Genomic DNA, 18,290 nt, shown 5'->3' on the forward strand with positions numbered 1-18,290 from the left:
CTATTTCCTTTGGGCTGTGGTTCCCGGCCAAAAGCGCGCCGGGAAAAGTGTGGGTGAGGGCTAGGCGCCGACGGCGGCGAGTTCGGCCTCCACGGCCGCCTCGAGCCGCTCCCGGACCTCGGGAACCGCGATCTTCTGGATGATCTCGTGGAAGAAGCCGCGCACGACCAGCCGCCGCGCCGCCTCCTCCGGGATACCGCGAGCGCGCAGGTAGAACAGCTGCTCGTCGTCGAAACGCCCGGTGGCCGAGGCGTGCCCGGCGCCCACGATCTCGCCGGTCTCGATCTCCAGGTTCGGCACCGAGTCGGCGCGGGCGCCGTCGGTGAGCACCAGATTGCGGTTCAGCTCGAAGGTGTCGGTGCCCTCGGCGGCCGCGCGGATCAGCACGTCGCCCACCCAGACGGTGCGGGCGTCGCCCTTGGGCGAGCGCGGATCGCCTTGCAGCGCGCCCTTGTACATCACGTTCGACTTGCAGTGCGGCACCGCGTGATCCACCAGCAGCCGCTGCTCGAAGTGCTGGCCCTCGTCGGCGAAGTACAGGCCGAGTAGTTCGGCGTCGCCGCCCGGGCCGTCGTAGCGGACGGTCGCGGTCAGGCGCACCAGGTCGCCGCCCAGGGTGACGTCGGTGTGCCGCAGGGTCGCGTCGCGGCCCAGCTTCGCGTGGTGGGCGGTGGCGTGCACGGCGTCGTCGGCCCAGTCCTGGACGGCGACGACGGTCAGCTTGGCGCTGTCGCCGAGAACGAATTCGACGTTCTCCGCGTAGGTTCCGCTGCCGCGGTAGTCGATCACGACCGTGGCGACGGCGAAATTGCCGAGGCGAATCTGCACGTGGCCGTAGGCGGTCTTGTCCGCCCCCGGCCCCGTGATCGTCACGGCGATCGGCCCGGCGACCTCGGTCTCGGCGGCCACCGCGACGACGGTCGCCTCCTCGAAGCCCGAATACGCCTGCGCGGCAACGCGATCGGTCGGCACACCGGCCTCACCGAGGCGCGTGTCGGCACGCCCGACCACCTCGACGGTGACGCCGGGCAGCGCGCCCTGCGCGTCCGAGAGCGGGCCCGCCTGCACGGTCGCCTTCCCGTCGCGCACCGCGGTGCCGTCGTGCAGACCGCGCAGCCGGCGCAGCGGGGTGAACCGCCACGCCTCGTCCTTGGCCGAGGGCACCTCGAAGGCGTTCACGTCGAAGGACGAGAACACCTCGCCCTTGTTGAGCGCGGGAGTTCTGGCCTCGCCCGCCTCCGCAACGTTCTCGACCGGCATCAGCCGACGGCTCCTTCCATCTGCAGTTCGATCAGGCGGTTCAGCTCCAGCGCGTACTCCATGGGGAGTTCCTTGGCGATGGGCTCGACGAAGCCGCGCACCACCATGGCCATCGCCTCGTCCTCGGTCAGACCGCGGCTCATCAGGTAGAACAGCTGGTCCGCGGACACCTTGGAGACGGTGGCCTCGTGGCCCATGGTCACGTCGTCCTCGCGGATGTCGACGTAGGGGTAGGTGTCGGAGCGGCTGATCGTATCCACCAGCAGCGCATCGCATTTCACCGACGAACTCGAGCCGTGCGCGCCCTTGTTGATCTGGACCAGGCCGCGGTAGGAGGCCCGGCCACCGCCGCGCGCCACCGACTTCGACACGATGGTCGAGGAGGTGTGCGGCGCCAGGTGCAGCATCTTGGAGCCGGTGTCCTGGTGCTGGCCCTCGCCCGCGAACGCCACCGAGAGCACCTCGCCCTTGGCGTACTCGCCGGTCATCCAGACCGCGGGGTACTTCATGGTGACCTTGGAGCCGATATTGCCGTCGATCCACTCCATGGTCGCGCCCGCCTCCGCCTTGGCCCGCTTGGTGACCAGGTTGTAGACGTTGTTCGACCAGTTCTGGATGGTGGTGTAGCGGCAGCGGCCGCCCTTCTTCACGATGATCTCGACGACCGCGGAGTGCAGCGAGTCGGACTTGTAGATCGGCGCGGTGCAGCCCTCGACGTAGTGCACGTAGGCGCCCTCGTCGACGATGATCAGGGTCCGCTCGAACTGGCCCATGTTCTCGGTGTTGATCCGGAAGTAGGCCTGCAGCGGGATGTCGACGTGCACGCCCGGCGGCACGTAGATGAAGGAGCCGCCCGACCACACGGCGGTGTTCAGCGCGGAGAACTTGTTGTCACCAGCCGGGATGACCGAGCCGAAGTACTTCTGGAAGATCTCGGGATGCTCCTTGAGACCGGTATCGGTGTCGAGGAAGATGACGCCCTGCTTCTCCAGGTCCTCGCGGATCTGGTGGTACACGACCTCGGACTCGTACTGCGCGGCCACACCGGCGATCAGCCGCTGCTTCTCGGCCTCCGGGATGCCCAGCCGGTCGTAGGTGTTCTTGATGTCCTCGGGCAGCTCTTCCCAGGTCGCGGCCTGCTTCTCGGTCGAGCGCACGAAGTACTTGATGTTGTCGAAGTCGATGCCCTCGAGGTTGGAGCCCCAGGTCGGCATCGGCTTGCGGTCGAAGATGCGCAGCGCCTTCAGCCGGGCCTCGAGCATCCACTCCGGCTCGTTCTTCTTGGCCGAGATGTCGCGCACGACCTCTTCGGACAGGCCACGCTTGGCACTGGCACCGGCGGCATCCGAGTCGGCCCAGCCGTAGCCGTATTTACCCAGCGAGGCAATGGTCTCCTCCTGGGTCAGCGGCTGCGCCTGGTCGGCGGTGGTCGTCATTCGGCACTCCTTCCGGAGTCGATCGTGTTCGCCACTGCGGGCTGTGCAGCGGTCTCATCTGGATTCTCTACATCCGTAGTCAAAGCGTGGTTCCCGCCGTCCATGGTCCCGGCGTGATTCTCCACTCCCACATTCCCGGCATGCTTTTGGCCGGGATCCCCCGCATTGGGCAATACGAACAGCGGGACGTGCGTGGTGCAGGCGCAATCGCCGTTGGCGATGGTGGCCAGCCGCTGGACGTGGGTACCCAGCAGTTCGCGGAACGCCTCCAACTCGGCGGCGCACAGCTCCGGGAACTCCTCGGCGACGTGCGAGACCGGGCAGTGGTGCTGGCAGATCTGGACGCCGGCGCCGACCTTGCGGGTCGAGGCGGCGAAACCGGCCTCGGTGAACGCCTCGGCGATCTCCTCGGCCTTCTCCTCGGTCGATTCGGGCGTGTGGCGGGCCAGTTTGTCGATTCCCGTGACGATCGTGGCGACCCGCTTACGCGCGAATTCGGCGATCGCGGAATCCCCGCCGATCTCGCGCAGCTGGCGCATGGCGGCGCCGGCCAGGTCGTCGTAGGCGTGACCCAGCCTGCCGCGGCCCGTCGCGGTCAGTTGATACTGCTTGGCGGGCCGGCCGCGGCCCTTCTGCTGCCACGGCGCCGAGCGCATGGCCCGGGCCTCGCCGGATTCGATCAGGGCGTCGAGATGGCGGCGCACCCCGGCCGGGCTCAGGCCCAGCCGCTTGCCGATGGCCGTCGCGGTGATCGGGCCCTGCTCCAGCAGCAGCTGGATCACGGCCTCCCGGGTGTGGCCCTCGCCCGCGGGCGATGCGGGCGCGGCAGTATTCCGGGCGCCCTCGCGGCGCCCGGTGCCTGCTTCCGTCCGCAAACCCACGGTTTTCACAACATCAGTGTGACGGAATTCCTTCCCGCATTCTAGTAAGGGTCACCTGAGTAGCCGGTCCGGACGGGCGGACAGACATCGCTACCTGCACGGTTGCCCGTCCACCGCGAAACGACCGGAAAACGCCCGCGCCACGCCCCGACCAGGCGAATCACATTCGGCCGCACCGCGATCCGCACGCACTGACCGGTTGCCACGAGTGCCCGCGCCGCGCCGACGGCCCGCCCCGCGGAAGATAGTTCCGCAAGTGCGACAAACCCCACAATCCCACTCCACCCCAGCGGCGAATAACGAAACGGTCGCCTATAGCCCCGCCCTCGTCCCCGGCACACCGAGTTTCCGGGCACTGCCCCTCGTTTCCCGGCACGACCCTCGTTTCCCGGCGTGCTTTTGGCCGGGATCTCGCGGGATCCCGGCCAAAAGCGTGCCGGGAAAGCGAAGGGCCCGGCCTGGGTGACGGGGTGGTGGGGAAGTCCGCACGGGGAGGTATGCCGGACGGCAGTACCGGCGAACTAGGCTCTTGGTTCGTGGTGGCATTGGAGGGCGCGCGGCGCAAGATCATCGAGACCGGCCGCCGAGTGCTGGGCCTGGACGTGCCCGCCGCCGATCACACCATCGCCGTACTGCACACCATCGAGAGCGAGGTCCCGGGGCTCGATGCCCGGGAGACGGTGCAGTTCAAGCGGATTCGGCTGCTCGGGGCGACCGGGTCGGTGCTGATGGCGATCAGCGCGCTCGGGGTGGCGGCGCAGCCGGTGGTGCAAAATCCGGTGTCGGGCGTGCGGGTGATCGGGGTGTTCGCGCGCTGGCAGACCTCCTCGCTGGCGATGTGCATGATCGGCACGGTGCTGGTCGTGATGGCGTGGCTGCTGCTGGGCCGGTTCGCGGTCGGCGGATTCGGCAGCGCGCCGGTGCACCGGCTCAGCCGCTCGCAGCTCGACCGCACGCTGCTGCTGTGGATCATCCCGCTGTCGGTGGCGCCGCCGCTGTTCTCCAACGACGTCTACTCGTATCTCGCGCAGAGCGAGATCGCCGCGCGGGGGCTCGACCCGTACGAGGTCGGCCCGGCGACCGGGCTCGGCCTGCACAACGTGCTGACCTACAACGTCCCCAACATCTGGCGTGACACCCCCGCGCCCTACGGGCCGCTGTTCCTCTGGATGGGACGCGGCATCGCCCATCTGACCGGGGACAACATCATCTTCGGCGTCTGGGCCCACCGGGTGCTGGCGCTGGCGGGAGTGGCGTTGATCGTGTGGGCCCTGCCGCGGCTGTCGCGGCGCTGCGGGGTGGCCCCGGTGAGCGCGCTGTGGCTGGGGGCGGCCAATCCCCTGGTGCTGTTCCACCTGGTCGGCGGCGTGCACAACGACGGGCTCATGCTCGGCCTGATGCTCGCGGGTATGGAGTTCTGCCTGCGGGGGCTCGCGGGTGAGCCGTGGATCGGGTCCAAGAACGATGTGGTGAATCCGACCGCGAACGGGTCCGATCTCATCGGGAAACCGTTCGACCGGCGGGCCTGGTCGCTGCTGATATTCGGGGCCGTGGTGATCACCGTGTCCTCGACGATCAAGATCACCTCGCTGATCGTGCTGGGCTTCGTCGGCATGGCCCTGGCCCGCCGCTGGGGTCCCGGGCTGCGGCCGCTGCTGAAGTCCGCGGCGGTGCTGGGCGTGATCGCGGTCGTGACCACGGTGCTCATCGCCTATGTGAGCGGGCTGGGCTTCGGCTGGACGCATACGCTGAACGTGGCGGGCGCGGTGCGCAGCTGGATGTCGCTGCCCACGGCGTTGGGCATCGTCACCGGATTCGGCGGCGTCCTGCTGGGATTGGGCGATCACACCACCGCGCTGCTGAGCATCACCCGGCCGATCGCCGGCGCGGTCGCGGGCTTCATCATCGTGCGCATGCTCATCGCGACCTGGACCGGGCGGCTGCATCCCGTTGGCTCGCTGGGTGTTTCGCTGGCCGCGATGGTGCTGCTGTTCCCCGTGGTCCAGCCGTGGTATCTGCTGTGGGCCATCGTGCCGCTGGCCGCCTGGGCAACCACCCGCGCCTTCCGCGTTCCCGCCGTGGTCTTCTCGGCCGTGGTCAGCGTGATGCTGATGCCGCGCGGCGCCGACTTCGGGGTCTTCCAGATCATCGAGGCCGCGGTGGCCGTGGTGATCGTCGGCGTCGGGTTCATCGTGCTCACCCGCAATCTCCTGCCGTGGCGCGGCCGTCCAGGGGTGTCTGCTCCGTCACAGGAGCCCGCCGCATACGGTGTGTCCTCGTGAGCGAGCTTGCGAGCGATCAATGGACACAGCCGAGCAGCGAGCTTGCGAGCGAACCCTCGGCGCACTATTCATCGGTCGCACCGCCGGCGGCCGGTGGGCGGGTGACGCCGTGAGCGCTGGCTCGCCCGCCGCCGTCCGTATCGACGGCGTGGTGAAGCGCTTCGGGGACACCACCGCGGTCGACGGCGTCGGATTCGAGGTGCGGACGGGCGAGGTCGTCGCCCTCCTGGGACCGAACGGCGCGGGCAAGACGACCACCGTCGAGATGTGCGAGGGGTTCACCGCTCCCGACGCCGGCTCGGTGCGGGTGCTGGGCCTGGACCCGATCGCCGATTCCGACACACTGCGGCCGCGTATCGGTGTCATGTTGCAGGGCGGCGGCGCCTATCCCGGCTCGCGCGCGGGCGAGATGCTCGATCTGGTCGCCGCGTATTCGGCCGACCCGCTGGATCCGGACTGGCTGTTGCGCACGCTCGGCCTGCACGACGCGCGCCGCACCCCGTACCGCCGGCTGTCGGGCGGCCAGCAGCAGCGGCTGGCGCTCGCGTGCGCGCTGGTCGGGCGACCGGAGATGGTGTTCCTCGACGAGCCGACCGCCGGAATGGACGCCCAGGCCCGGCATCTGGTGTGGGAGCTGATCGAGGCGCTGCGCCGCGACGGCGTCGGCGTCCTGCTCACCACGCACATGATGGACGAGGCCGAACAGCTCGCCGATCGCCTGGTCATCATCGATCACGGGCGCATCGTCGCCGCCGGCACGCCCGCGGAGGTCACCTCCACCGGCGCCGAAGGGCAGCTCCGCTTCACGGCCCCGCCGAAACTCGACCTGACTCTGTTGCAGGCCGCACTGCCCGAGGGCTTCGCGCCGTGCGAGACCTCCCCCGGCTCCTACCTGCTGCACGGCGACATTACTCCCCAGGTCCTGGCCACCGTGACCGCGTGGTGCGCGCGAATCGACGTGCTGCCCACCGATATCCGCATCGATCAGCGCCGCCTGGAGGACGTCTTCCTCGACCTGACCGGAAGGGAGCTACGCGGATGACCTCCCGTGCCCACCACTCTCGGCGCGGCCGAGCCCCCTCGCACCCCTTCCGCACTCCCGCACTCGCTACAGCGTCATGCACGGGGTGCGAGAACGTGCACGGGGTGCGGGAAATGCACGCGGCGCGGGCAACGCGCGGAGTGCGGGCAATGCACGGGGTGCGGGCAACGCACGGGGTGCGGGCAACGCACGGGGTGCGGGCAACGCACGGGGTGCGGGCAGCGCACGGGGTGCGGGCAATGCGCGGAGGTCGGCCGTGAGCACCGAGGCTGTGAACCGGTTCGAGCCGGGGACGTTCGCTCCCGCGCCGCGGCCGGCGGCGCGGGCGGCGATGCTGACCGCCCAGACGCGGATGGAACTGATCCTGTTGCTGCGCAACGGGGAACAGTTGTTACTCACCATGTTCATTCCGATCACGCTGCTGATCGGGCTGACGCTGCTGCCGCTGGGCACGCTCGGTGACGACCGGGTGGGGCGGGTGGTCCCGGCCGTGATGATGGTCGCGATCATGTCCACGGCGTTCACCGGGCAGGCCATCGCGGTCGGGTTCGATCGGCGCTACGGGGCGCTGAAACGGTTGGGCGCCACCGCATTACCGCGCTGGGGCATCGTGGGCGGGAAGTGCGCGGCGGTGCTGATCGTGGTGGTGCTGCAGTCGATTCTGCTCGGGGTGATCGGGGTCGCGCTGGGCTGGCGGCCCTCGCTCGGGGGTCTCGCGTTCGGCGCTCTCGTGATCGCTCTCGGCACCGCGACATTCGCGGCCATGGGCCTGTTGCTCGGCGGCACGTTGAAGGCCGAGATCGTGCTGGCGCTGGCGAATATCCTGTGGTTCGTCATGCTCGGCACCTCCACTCTCGTCTTCGCCGCCGACGATGTGCCGGGATGGCTCAATATCATCGCCCGCCTCATCCCGTCCGGCGCGCTGGCCGAGGCGCTGGAGCAGGCCATGCGGCTCAGCGTCGACTGGTACGGGCTGGCGGTGCTGGTGGTCTGGGGGCTGGTCACGGGAGTGCTCGCGGTGCGCTGGTTCCGTTTCGAATGAGCGTCAGACGGTCTTGATCGCGCCGCCGTCGGCCAAGTAGTCCGCGCCGGTGAGATTTCCGGACGCGGAGGAGGCCAGGAAGGTGACCAGGGCCGCGGTCTCGTGCGGTTCGGTGAGGCGGCCGGTGGTGATTCCCATCAGGGCCGGGGCCTGGGTGAGGAATTCGTCGAGGGTGACGCCGTTCTTGGCGGCGACATCGGCGGCATATCCGTCGGGCGCGGACCAGTTGCGGGTGCGAGTGGGTCCCGGTGAGACGGTGAGCGCGCGCAGGCCCTGCGCGCCGAATTCCTCCGCGAGCGCCTTGGTGAGGTTGGTCAGCGCGGCTTTCGCGGTGCCGTAGTCGACGGGGTGGTAGGCGGCGCGGGCCCCGATCGAGGAGAGGTTGATGATCACGCCACGCTGCCGCAGCAGACTCGGCAGGGCGCGGCGGATGACGCGGACGGTGCCGAACAGGTTGAGGTCGTAGGTGCGCTGCCAGGCGTCGTCGGTGATGTCGAGGAATCCGGCGGCGTCGGCGCTGCCGGGGACGACGCCGCCGACATTGTTGACGAGAATATCGATCTCGCCGAGGATTTCGGCCGCGCGGTCGATCAGGACAGCCGCGCCGTCCGCGGTGGCCAGGTCGACGGGGACGGCGGTCGAGGGGCCCTCGAGGTCGCGCAATTCGGGGCTGACGGTGCGCGCGGCGGAGACGACCCGCACGCCTTCGGCCGTGAGCGCCCGGACGATCTCGAGGCCGATGCCTTTGCTGGCGCCCGTGACGACGGCGGTCTTTCCTGCCAGTCGCAGGTCCATGATGAACTCCTTTTCTGTAACTACAGTTACAATTTGCGGGCAGCACACTGGCAGACAATCCGGTGTGCGGAGGTGGATTACAGTGCGCGCAGCGCGGTGTCGACCAGTCCGGCGAGCCGGGCCGGGCGGGGATCGGCCTTGGCGAGGACGCGCATGCCGTTGATGGTGGTGAGCAGGAAGTTGGCCGCTTCCGCCGGGTCGAGATCGCCGCCGAATTCCCCGGCGCGCTGCCCTTCCTCGACGGCACATCGGAAGGCCTCGTGCTGGCGGTCGAAGATGCGCCGGACGAGCAGGTCCGAGATCTCGTCGTCGCCGCCCAGCTCGACGGCCGTATTCGTGGCCAGGCACCCACGCCGGTCGGGGTCTTCGCAGGACGCCTCGAGCACCAGGGTCAGTGCGGCACGCACCCGCTCACGCGGCGAGCCCGGCCCGTCGAGCAGGTCGATCAGCCGCACGGTCTCCTGCGCCTGATACCGCCGCAGCGCCCGCTCGAACAGATCGTGCTTGCCCCGGAACGCGTTGTACAGACTCCCCCGGCCGATCCCGATCGCGTCGACCAGATCCTGCGGCGTGGTACGCGCATAACCCTTGCGCCAGAACACCTCCATCGCCTTGGCGACGGCGTCCTCGGGATCGAAGCTCTTCGTACGTGCCACGGGTTCGACGGTAGATTTTCTGTAATCATAAGTCAAATATTGCGGGTGGATTCCAGGTCGCGGAGAAAATCCGCGACGCGCTGCCAGGTGAGTTCGGTGGCTCGGGCGTCGTGGTCCGGGAGGGTGTCGTCGGTGTAGAAATGCCCGGCGTGCGGGTAGGTGTGCAGGTCCACCGAGGCCGCACGAGCCCGGGCGGTGCGATGCCAGGCGGCGACCTGATGCGGTGTCGCGAAGATGTCGGGGTCGGCGATGTGGAGTTGCACCGGGAGATTCGGGCGCGCCCCGACCGGGACGTCGGCGAGGCCGTGCAGCAACAGGACGGCCGCGGCGCCGGGCCGCGCCGGCAGGACGTCGTGGATTACCCCCGCGCCCATGGAGAATCCGATCAGCACCGTATTCTCCGGCAGGTCGTCCAGGGCCTCGTTCGCGCGGGCGACGACGGTGTCCCAGCCGATGCGGTCCTTCAGGTCGAATCCCGCCTCGATCGTCGGTGCGGTGTGGCCCGCGTAGAGGTCCGGGGAGTGCACCTCGTGGCCGAGTGCGCGGAGCCGGCGCGCGGCATCGATCTCCACGCCTCGCAGGCCGTAGACGGAATGGAACAGCGCGATCGTCGTCACGGGTCCATTCTCACCGAGGGCGGTTCGTCATCCGCCGGCTTCGATCACCCGGCGGACGGCGGCGGCTATCTGGGCGGGCTGTTCGGCGGGGACGATGTGCTCGGAGTCGGCGTCCTCGAAGCGGCCGCCGACCTGGTCGGCGTAGCGGCGCTGGTATTCGCGCAGGGTGGCGTGGTTGCGGGATCGGAGGCGGTTGGCGCGGGTCGCGGAGAGGACGACGATCTCGCAGGCGGGGGGTTGCGGTGGGCGGCTCCGGAACTCGATGATCCCGTCCTCGACGGCGGCCAGTTCGCGGCGGGTCTGGGCGAGACCTTCGGGAGTGAAGTCCTCGGCCAGCATCGTGGCGTAGGTGTCGGCGGGGAACATGCGCCCGTAGGACGCGGTCATGCCGCGCATGAGGGGGCGGATGCGGGCGAGTGATTGCTGGACGGCCAGGATCCGGTCGGTCTTGCGGGCCGTCGCCGCCCAATCGTCGTAGGACGGAGCCGCTTCCGGCGTCGGGTCGACCAGTACGAGCCCTGCCGGTGCGAGGTTCTCGGCAGCCCTGCGCACGACCAGTCCGCCCATGCTGTGCGCCACCAGGATCACCCGGCCGGGTGCCAGTGCCTCGACCACGGCAGTGAGGGTCGCCGCCATATCATCGATGCACTGCGGTGCGCGAGGCGGACCGCTGCGGCCACGGCCGGCGCGGTCGTAGGCGACGGTGGTGGCGATATCGGCCAGGAGCGGCGCCACCGGATCCCACAGCGTGCGCCCGGCGCCCGTGCCGGATTCGAATACCACCGTCGTCTCGCCGGAGCCGGACTCCTCGACGTAGATCTCGGTGCCGCACACGGCGATCGAGCGTCCTGGCACATCCCGCATGGCACACCTTCTCCATCTATCCCAATTTTGGGAACGGTACCAGAAATGGGATAGTTCGCCTATGGATGCCACGGACCTGCTGCTCCACCCGGTGCGACTGCGCATCGTGCACGCGCTGTCGGGCGGGCGGCTGCGCACCGCGAGCGAGTTGTGCGAGCACCTGACCGATGTGCCGCGGACGAGTATCTACCGGCACCTGGGCCTGCTCGTCGACGGCGGCATGGTGGAGGTCGGCGACGAGCGGCGGGTGCGCGGAGCCGTGGAGCGCTCATATCGCCTGCGAGCCGATCGCCGGACGATCGCGCCGGAAGAAGGCGGCGCGATGACGACGGATGCGCATCGCCGTGGGTTCGCGGCGGCCATGGCGGTCCTGATCGCGGAGTTCAACGCCTATCTCGACCGGCCCGGAGCCGAGCCGTTCACGGATTCGGTCAGTTATCGGCAGGGGACGCTGTGGCTGAGCCCGGACGAGTTGGCGGGCATGCTCGAGGGTCTTCGGGAACTCGTCGCGCCGTTGGTTGCCAACGGGCCTGGAGAGGGGCGGCGGCCGTATCTGATCAGCCCGATCCTGTTTCCCGGCGGCGATTCCCCGGACGAGTGATACCCCGCCGCCCCACGCCGACCACGTAGCGGTGCCGTCGGCCCGAAGCGGTCATTCGGCCGCACGCCGGTTCGACCGATGCTCCACCGCCAGCAGCGGATGGTCGAGCACCGAACGCCAGGCGAGATCCCACGGAAAGAGCGGCAGGTGTTCGCCGCCGGTGCCCGGGTCGTGGGCAGTGGGCAGGTCGTCGCCCGCGAGCACCGTGACCCCCCACTCCGACAGTGTGCGCATCGCCTCCTGGAGCGCCGGAAAGCTCAGCTGGGCGCGATTGGAGAACGGCACCGCCACCACGGGCAACCGCTTGCCGTACGCCTCCACCAGCAGCCCCAGCGGCAACGTATCCGAAATCCCCGCCGCCCATTTGGCCAGCGAGTTCCCGGTGAGCGGCGCGGCGATCATGGCATCGGCGGGCGGCAGCACATCCGGCTCACCAGGATCCTTGTACCCACTGCGCACCGGATACCCGGTCAGCGCCGACAACGCCTCGGCATCAACGAATTTCAGCCCATCGGGCGAGGCGACCACACACACCTCCCACCCGTCCCCCTGCGCCCTCCCCACCAACCGCCCCACATCCCGAGCCGCAGGCGAACCCGTCACGAGGGCATACAACACCGGACGTCCCTGATCGTTCACACACCTATCGTCCCAGCAAGGCCCGATGCAGCCCGGCGGAGGTTGGAGCGGTGTCGAGAAATTACAAGCTTGTACCCAGCCAGGATGCGAATCCGAGCAATCCGTCCGACTGGCGGCGTTGGGCCATTGCTATGCCGTGGACCGTCTCGCGCACCGAAGGGTGCAATCGGGTCTGCTGGGGCGCTGCCGCCCTGGCCTTGTTCAGGGCGGCCAGGGCGCGGTCGGGCTTGCCGGACATCAGCCAGGCGCGGGCGTTGTCTTGCCAGTGGTTTCCTGCTCGGGGGGCGGCGATGTCCGTGGGCAGGCACAGTGCCGAACCGTCGATGGCGGCTTTGCCCGGGTCGCCGGCTTCGAGTTCCACGGCGCACGAATGGATCTCGACGTTTCCAGGACCGAAATCGGTTGTGTACAGGGTGCTTTCACGGCGCATGGGCGCCGCGATCCGGCGGGCTTCCTCGATGTGTTCGCGTGCCGAGTCGAGGCGGCGGCCTCGGCCCGCGACGATCGCGCCGCGGAGGTGGCCGTACCCACGTAGGACGCGCTCACCCTCGCTGTCGCCGGGGACCAGGCGCAGGCCCCGATCGACGAGCGACATCGCCACGTCGGTCGAACCGTACGCCATGAGCAGGCGAGATCGTTTCATCAGGCTACGAACGGCGTAGCCCGGGTCCTCGGTGTGAGTGGCCGCCGAATCGAGCCGGTCGAGAACGAGCGCGGTCAGCGAGGAATACCCCAGACGGCAGCACGCGCACTCGGCCGCGATGTATGCCGCGCAGAGCATTTCGTACGCGCCGCGCGCACGGTCGCCATCGGCGTCGCGAATCGCGCCGTGCAGTTGCCGGATGAGAGTAGGCAACTTCTCCAATGCGCGACGGATCCGGTCCTTGTGCATCGCCTGCTCGATCGCCGCGAGTTCGGCGGCCAATTCCTCGCGGCTCGGCGGCTCCACTGCCTGCACATAGCCGCCCTCGGCGAGGATGGCCCGTAATTCCGCGAGACCTTCCAAAGGACCCTCTTCTTCGAGGGTTTCGAGGTAGGGCGTCCCGTACAGCCGGTCGGGATCGACGCCGAGGGTTTTGCATACGGCAGCGATGAATCCCGCCGACGCCACTTCCCTACCCTGCTCCACGGCCTTGACCATGCTGAGGCTGTACTGCGCCCGCGTCGCCAGCTGGCGTTGGCTCAGTCCGGCGATCTTGCGCTCGGCGGCGATGGCCTGGCCGACATATTCGCCCATACATCGAGCGTAGACGGGTGCCGGTGCCACGTCTTCCTGTCCCAGAGCTGTCCCTCTCCCTCTCGTCTCGGGGACGAATCTGAATGTCACCGACAGAGGGAGGTAACGACGATGCGGGCACAACCGACCGCGCTCGAATGGGTGGATTGGGATGGGTGTGCGGTGGACTCCGAGTTGGCGATGGTTCGGAGGTTGGGGCGGCGGCTGGGGTATGTGGTGGTGTCGCCGCCGGAGGAATCGCGGCTCGGGCCGGTGGAATTGGTTCGCGTTCTCGATGTCGATGCGGTGATCGTGCCGTCGCCGGGGCATCTGCACGCGCTCACGGTGGATCTGCTGATGCATCTGGTCGATGTGGAGTCGGTGTGACCGCGGATGTCGTTCGCGCGGTGGGTGGTTCAGATATGAGTGGGTGGGAGGTCGGTCTTGTAGTAGCGGTTGCGCTTCCGCTGGTGGTACTCGCAGTTTGCCTGTGGCCTCAACGCATTCCGAGGGACAAGTCGGTCGAGGCGATTCGGGACCGCCTAGAGAACGAGGATCGGTGATTCAGGCCGTGACGGAGGCAGCCTTTTCGTCCGCGGCTGCGGCCTTGGCGAACAACGGCTTTGCCGCCAGGGCCGTGATCGTCGTGATGAGGAGCAGGGCGATGATGTAGAGGGAGAACAGGGCCGGGTGGGCGGCGAACTTGGTTTTCAGGGCGGGTGTGGTGCCGCCGAACAGGGCGCTGGTGATGCTGTAGGGCAGGGCCATCACCGTTACCCGGTGCCGTGCCGGGGCGACCATGGCCGTGGCGCCGGTGACGGTGGCGGCGAGGGTCACGACGCCGATCGAACCCACCACCATGAGCACCCAATATGTCACGGGCGTCGCGGAATTCAGCAGGATCTGCATCGGCAGCGTCAGCGCGGCCAGGACGAGCGCGGCGCCCGCCACCCACCGCAACGGCCCGACCCGGTCGGCGAGGGCGCCGAACAGCGGGGCCGCCGCCATATAGCCCACCTGGGCCAGCACACCCGCCCACAACACTTGGCCGTCAGGCAGTTTCAGCACGGTGATCGCGTAGCTCGTCGGCGCGCTGACCCACAAGTAGTAGGACGCCAGGGTGCCCGCGGTGAGCCCGGCGACCGCCAGCGACGGGCCCAATAGCGACCGCCACTCCCGTCGCCAGCGCACCGGCTGCTCGTGGAGTTCGCTGTCGAGCGTCTCCGGAATCGAGCGCCGCGCCAGCATGAACGCCAGCGACAGCACCCCGGCGACGAGGAACGGGATCCGCCAGTAGCCGTCGCGCAGGGCATCGGTTCCGGCCGTGGTCGCCAGGCCCGCCACCAGCAGGTTCGCGGTGATCGTGCCGAGGCCGTAGAAGATCGAGTACACACTGGTGCCGAGCATGCGTCGTTTCGGCGGGGCGGATTCGTAGAGATACGCCTGGGCAACGGCCTGCTCGCCACCGAAGGAGAAGCCCAGCACCAGCCGCCACACCAGTAGCAGGATCGGGGCGCCGGCTCCGATGGTCTCGTGGCCGGGCGTCAGCGCCATCCCGAGCGTCGCCACTCCCGCCAAGCCGATGGACAGCACCAGCGCGGGACGACGGCCCCGCCGATCCGCCAGTTGCCCGAGCACCAAGGCCCCGATCGGGCGGATCAGGAATCCGACCGCGAAGATGCCGAATCCGTACAGCACCGAATGCTGCAGGTCGCCGCCGAAGAATCGCGGCGAGAAGTAGGTCACCAGCAGCGCGTACAGCGACCATTCGTAGCTTTCCAGGGCCGCACCCGCGGAGGACGCGGTGATGCGGCGTATCCGCCGGACCCGCGTATCGATCACAGTGTTCATGAGCGTCGCTCACTTTAACACCGTTCAAGTACGGGTATTGCCTGCGAGTTTCATGTCACACGCCGGGAGCTACGCCGATTCGACGGATTCGCGGAGTGCGCGGAATTCCGCGGCCAGGGCATCGAGCGTGTAGTGGGCGTTGAGCCCGCTGGGGTTCGGCAGCACCCACACCTCGGTGTCGCCGAGCGAATCCGGTTGGCGGCCAACGGCGGTGCGCGGACGACCGAAGGCCGTGCGATACGCGCCGATGCCGAGGACGGCCAGGACCCGCGGCCGGTTGCGCGCGACCCGCTCCACCAGGGCCCGGCCGCCGTCGCGCAGTTCGTCCGCGGTCAGCTCGTCGGCCTTGGCGGTCGTGCGCGCGGCCACGTTCGTGATACCGAGGCCGAGGCCGAGCAGCTCGTCCTGCTCGTCCGGCCGCAGCAGGCGCGGCGTGAATCCGGAGCGAAACAGGGCGGGCCAGAACCGATTCCCGGGACGGGCGAAATGGTGCCCCGTCGCCCCCGACCACAGGCCAGGATTGATTCCGCAGAAAAGAACCCGCAGGTCCGGAGCCAGGACGTCGGGGATCGTCCTGCCCTGCGCGGCAGCCAGATCCGCGGGCGTCGGCCGAGCGGGCTGTTCACTGGACGGCATCCGCCCAGTCTGCCGGACGGCCCCGCGGAGCCCGCGCCGGGCGGCGAACAGGCTACCCACTACAAGCTGTAGTTGAGAGTCGATTAGGATCGATGCGTGCTGTCTCGCGCGTTCCTGCGACTGGTCGATCTGCTCCCGCTGCCCTCGCTGCGGGTGCAGCGGATCGTCGCGCTGGCGGTGATCCTCTCCCAGGCGGGCATCTCCGTCACCGGCGCGATCGTCCGCGTGACCTCGTCGGGGCTCGGCTGCCCCACCTGGCCGCAGTGCTTCCCGGGCAGCTTCACACCGGTGGCGCACGCAGAGGTGCCGGTGCTGCACCAGGTCGTCGAATTCTCCAACCGGCTGCTGACATTCGCGGTGACGCTGTGCGCCGCGCTGGTCGTGCTGGCCGTCGTGCGCGCCCGGCGGCGGCGCGAGGTGATCGTCTACGCGTGGCTCATGCCCGGCGGGACCGTGGTGCAGGCGGTGATCGGCGGTATCACCGTGCGCACCGGGCTGCTGTGGTGGACCGTCGCGGTGCATCTGCTGGCGTCGATGGTGATGGTGTGGCTGGCTGTGCAGCTGTTCGCCAAGATCGGCGAGCCCGACGACGGCGTCGAGGTGACCCAGGTGCCCGCGCCGTTGCGCTGGCTCACCGTCCTCGGCGCCCTCGCCCTGTCCGGCACGCTGGTCGCCGGGACGCTGGTCACCGGGGCCGGGCCGCACGCCGGCGACAAGAGCATCGAGCGACAGGTGACCCGGCTCGAGGTGGAGATCGTGCCGCTGGTCCACCTGCATGCCGATCTGCTGATCGCCTATCTGGCGCTGCTGGTCGGACTGGCGTTCGCTCTCGTCGCGGTCGGCATGACGCCCGCGATCCGCAACCGGCTCGTCGTGCTGATCGCGCTGGTCTGCGCGCAGGGGCTGGTCGGTGTCGTGCAGTACTTCACCGATGTGCCCGCCGCGCTGGTGGCCGTGCACGTCGGGGGTGCGGCGGCCTGCACCGCCGCCACGGCCGCGCTGTGGGCGTCGCTGCGCAGCCGGGAGAAGGTGGGGGCGACCGCCGACGCGACCGTCGCACACGCCTCCTGACCGGGCTGTCGTCCCGGATCGGCGATCAGGAATTGGCGCGTTCGTGCCGAAGTTGGCGCATTGCGCACTTCCGGTGATCGCTGCGGCCCCGCACACTGTGTAGCGGCTGCGTGACCGGGTGAGGTCGTTCGCGGCCAGGGGATGCCTCGCACGACGACCGTGGACCGCCATCCCCCCGGTATCGGCGAGGCGCGGGTTGGTGCGCGGCAGCGGCAGTGACGCCCGCCGCGCCCATCCTTTCCACCCCGCGGCTTGGATCTCCGCCGCACGTCCCGCGATAATTCACGCATGCCGACCTATGCGTACCGCTGCCGTGAATGCACCGACACGTTCGAAGTGGTGCGGCCGATGAGTGAGTCCGCCGCTCCCGCGTCGTGTCCGGGTGGCCACAGTGACACGGTGAAGTTGTTGAATACGGTGGGGCTGACGGGTTCTGCGAATGCCCCCGCACCAGCCGCCGGCGGCGGCTGCTGCGGGGGAAGCTGTTGCGGCTGAGCCGGAGTCGGATCCGCCTCAGGCTTTGGGGAGGTCTGCGACGACTACGCGGCCGAGATTGTTCCAGCGGCGGGACGAGAGGCCCAATTGTTCTGCTACAGGGGACAAGTCGTCGTCCGCGGTGACGGTGAATCCGTGGTGGGACAGGAGGGTGCGCATTTGTTCCGGGGTCCAGGCCGAGACGGTTTTCTCGTGTTCCAGGGGGTCCTGGCGGCCGGCTAGACGGGTGCTCAAGCTCAGGATGCGGCGGCCGAGGCCGTGGAAACGGTTCGGGAGGGAGTAGGTGGCGATGAGGCGGCTGGCGGGGGCCGAGCGGGCGGTGAGGCTGGTCAGGGTGGCGTCGACCGCGGGCTGGGTGAGGTAGGGCAGGACGCCCTCCCAGATCCAGGTGGTGGGTAGTGATTCGCGGTGGCCGGCCTGCGCCAGCGCGTCGCCGAGGGAGTCTCTGGCGAAATCCACGGGGACGTAGGTCAATGATTTGGCCAGCGGTTCCAGGCCGTCGACGCGGTCGCGCTTGTCCTGTTGCGAGGCGGGGTGGTCGACCTCGAAGACCTCGACGCCGGCCAGGTCCGGCATCCGCCAGGCCCGTGCGTCGAGGCCCGCGCCCAGGACCACCAGTTGCGGATTACCTTGTGCGCGAACGGCCTCGTCGATGACGGTGGTCCGGGTGACCAGGACCGGCACGACGGCCTCGAGGAGGCCGTATCCGATGCGGTCGCGCCAGTCGGCGGGGGTCCGCTCCGCGCGGACCTGCTCGACCACCGCGCGCTCGTCCGGCCGGAGTAGTTGTGCGGCAACGGGATCGGCGAACCGGCCGATCCCGAAGCGGCCGTCGCCCACGGCCCGGGCCTGGCACACCATCACGGCGGTCCTGCTCGCGTGCTTGTCGGACATACCGGCAGCGTA

Annotated in this window: 19 protein-coding genes; 7 read left to right on the plus strand and 12 right to left on the minus strand. The window is 69.1% G+C overall.

Translation table 11 applies throughout. From position 1 onward, the window contains the following. Positions 1 to 60 precede the first annotated feature (60 nt). From sufD to ON41_RS17525, 3 genes are read right to left on the minus strand one after another with little or no spacing between them, the layout of a single operon-like run. A complete protein-coding gene (gene sufD, locus ON41_RS17515; RefSeq protein WP_040748699.1) occupies positions 61 to 1,260 on the minus strand; it encodes a Fe-S cluster assembly protein SufD in 1,200 nt (399 codons plus the stop codon). Continuing rightward, entirely contained in the window at positions 1,260 to 2,696 is a 1,437-nt protein-coding gene (gene sufB / locus ON41_RS17520; protein ID WP_040748700.1) for a Fe-S cluster assembly protein SufB, read from the minus strand. The genes sufD and sufB overlap by 1 nt, the downstream gene beginning before the upstream one ends. Beyond that, positions 2,693 to 3,577: a helix-turn-helix transcriptional regulator gene (locus ON41_RS17525; RefSeq protein WP_040748861.1), complete on the minus strand. Its 885-nt coding sequence runs from the start codon at positions 3,575 to 3,577 to the stop codon at positions 2,693 to 2,695. Before ON41_RS17525 ends, sufB begins: the two co-directional genes overlap by 4 nt. Positions 3,578 to 4,074: 497 nt before the next feature. Here ON41_RS17525 and mptB point away from each other — a divergent pair, with 497 nt between their 5' ends. The 3 genes from mptB (at position 4,075) to ON41_RS17540 (ending at position 7,943) form a co-directional block, all read left to right on the plus strand. Then, entirely contained in the window at positions 4,075 to 5,859 is a 1,785-nt protein-coding gene (gene mptB / locus ON41_RS17530; RefSeq protein ID WP_051161751.1) for a polyprenol phosphomannose-dependent alpha 1,6 mannosyltransferase MptB, read from the plus strand. A gap of 109 nt (positions 5,860 to 5,968) precedes the next feature. After that, the gene (locus tag ON41_RS17535) at positions 5,969 to 6,901 is read left to right on the plus strand and encodes an ABC transporter ATP-binding protein (RefSeq protein WP_040748701.1); all 933 of its coding nucleotides are present in this window, start codon (positions 5,969 to 5,971) and stop codon (positions 6,899 to 6,901) included. A 256-nt stretch (positions 6,902 to 7,157) separates the two neighbouring features. After that, entirely contained in the window at positions 7,158 to 7,943 is a 786-nt protein-coding gene (locus tag ON41_RS17540) for an ABC transporter permease (protein WP_040748702.1), read from the plus strand. 3 nt (positions 7,944 to 7,946) lie between these two features. Here the strand turns inward: ON41_RS17540 and ON41_RS17545 are convergent, their stop codons facing one another. The 4 genes from ON41_RS17545 to ON41_RS39125 form a co-directional block, all read right to left on the minus strand. After that, on the minus strand, positions 7,947 to 8,738 hold the full coding sequence (locus ON41_RS17545) for an SDR family oxidoreductase (RefSeq protein WP_040748703.1): 792 nt from the start codon (positions 8,736 to 8,738) through the stop codon (positions 7,947 to 7,949). Positions 8,739 to 8,815: 77 nt separating this feature from the next. Continuing rightward, complete coding sequence (locus tag ON41_RS17550) at positions 8,816 to 9,394, minus strand: TetR/AcrR family transcriptional regulator (protein WP_040748704.1); 579 nt, start codon at positions 9,392 to 9,394, stop codon at positions 8,816 to 8,818. 32 nt (positions 9,395 to 9,426) lie between these two features. After that, on the minus strand, positions 9,427 to 10,011 hold the full coding sequence (locus ON41_RS17555; protein WP_040748705.1) for a dienelactone hydrolase family protein: 585 nt from the start codon (positions 10,009 to 10,011) through the stop codon (positions 9,427 to 9,429). Positions 10,012 to 10,038: 27 nt separating this feature from the next. Continuing rightward, positions 10,039 to 10,875, minus strand: coding sequence for an alpha/beta fold hydrolase (locus ON41_RS39125; RefSeq protein ID WP_051161754.1), 837 nt, complete (start codon positions 10,873 to 10,875; stop codon positions 10,039 to 10,041). A gap of 61 nt (positions 10,876 to 10,936) precedes the next feature. Between ON41_RS39125 and ON41_RS17565 the strand changes: the two genes are divergently transcribed. Then, complete coding sequence (locus tag ON41_RS17565; RefSeq protein ID WP_040748706.1) at positions 10,937 to 11,476, plus strand: helix-turn-helix domain-containing protein; 540 nt, start codon at positions 10,937 to 10,939, stop codon at positions 11,474 to 11,476. Positions 11,477 to 11,527: 51 nt separating this feature from the next. Here ON41_RS17565 and ON41_RS17570 read toward each other — a convergent pair whose 3' ends face one another. Both ON41_RS17570 and ON41_RS17575 read right to left on the minus strand, forming a co-directional pair. Further along, the gene (locus ON41_RS17570; protein WP_040748707.1) at positions 11,528 to 12,115 is read right to left on the minus strand and encodes a flavoprotein; all 588 of its coding nucleotides are present in this window, start codon (positions 12,113 to 12,115) and stop codon (positions 11,528 to 11,530) included. A gap of 61 nt (positions 12,116 to 12,176) precedes the next feature. Beyond that, complete coding sequence (locus ON41_RS17575; protein ID WP_040748708.1) at positions 12,177 to 13,352, minus strand: helix-turn-helix domain-containing protein; 1,176 nt, start codon at positions 13,350 to 13,352, stop codon at positions 12,177 to 12,179. 111 nt (positions 13,353 to 13,463) lie between these two features. On the opposite strand from ON41_RS17575, the gene ON41_RS17580 reads away from it, so the two are divergent. Further along, the gene (locus tag ON41_RS17580; protein WP_040748864.1) at positions 13,464 to 13,718 is read left to right on the plus strand and encodes a hypothetical protein; all 255 of its coding nucleotides are present in this window, start codon (positions 13,464 to 13,466) and stop codon (positions 13,716 to 13,718) included. A 177-nt stretch (positions 13,719 to 13,895) separates the two neighbouring features. Here ON41_RS17580 and ON41_RS17585 read toward each other — a convergent pair whose 3' ends face one another. Together ON41_RS17585 and mug are read right to left on the minus strand one after the other, a co-directional pair. Continuing rightward, a complete protein-coding gene (locus ON41_RS17585) occupies positions 13,896 to 15,182 on the minus strand; it encodes an MFS transporter (RefSeq protein WP_040748709.1) in 1,287 nt (428 codons plus the stop codon). A 69-nt stretch (positions 15,183 to 15,251) separates the two neighbouring features. Further along, entirely contained in the window at positions 15,252 to 15,818 is a 567-nt protein-coding gene (gene mug / locus ON41_RS17590; protein ID WP_040748865.1) for a G/U mismatch-specific DNA glycosylase, read from the minus strand. Between the two features lie 96 nt (positions 15,819 to 15,914). Between mug and ON41_RS17595 the strand changes: the two genes are divergently transcribed. Then, positions 15,915 to 16,889 carry a COX15/CtaA family protein gene (locus ON41_RS17595; RefSeq protein ID WP_040748710.1) on the plus strand — a complete coding sequence of 325 codons (975 nt, stop codon included), beginning with the start codon at positions 15,915 to 15,917 and terminating at the stop codon, positions 16,887 to 16,889. Positions 16,890 to 17,177: 288 nt separating this feature from the next. Next, on the plus strand, positions 17,178 to 17,384 hold the full coding sequence (locus ON41_RS40340; RefSeq protein WP_083905426.1) for an FmdB family zinc ribbon protein: 207 nt from the start codon (positions 17,178 to 17,180) through the stop codon (positions 17,382 to 17,384). 18 nt (positions 17,385 to 17,402) lie between these two features. Here ON41_RS40340 and ON41_RS17600 read toward each other — a convergent pair whose 3' ends face one another. Further along, positions 17,403 to 18,278, minus strand: a complete 876-nt coding sequence (locus tag ON41_RS17600; protein ID WP_040748711.1) for a class I SAM-dependent methyltransferase — start codon at positions 18,276 to 18,278, stop codon at positions 17,403 to 17,405. Positions 18,279 to 18,290: the final 12 nt, after the last annotated feature.

The sequence above is a fragment of the Nocardia transvalensis NBRC 15921 genome (assembly GCF_000308875.1).
Classification (GTDB): domain Bacteria; phylum Actinomycetota; class Actinomycetes; order Mycobacteriales; family Mycobacteriaceae; genus Nocardia; species Nocardia transvalensis.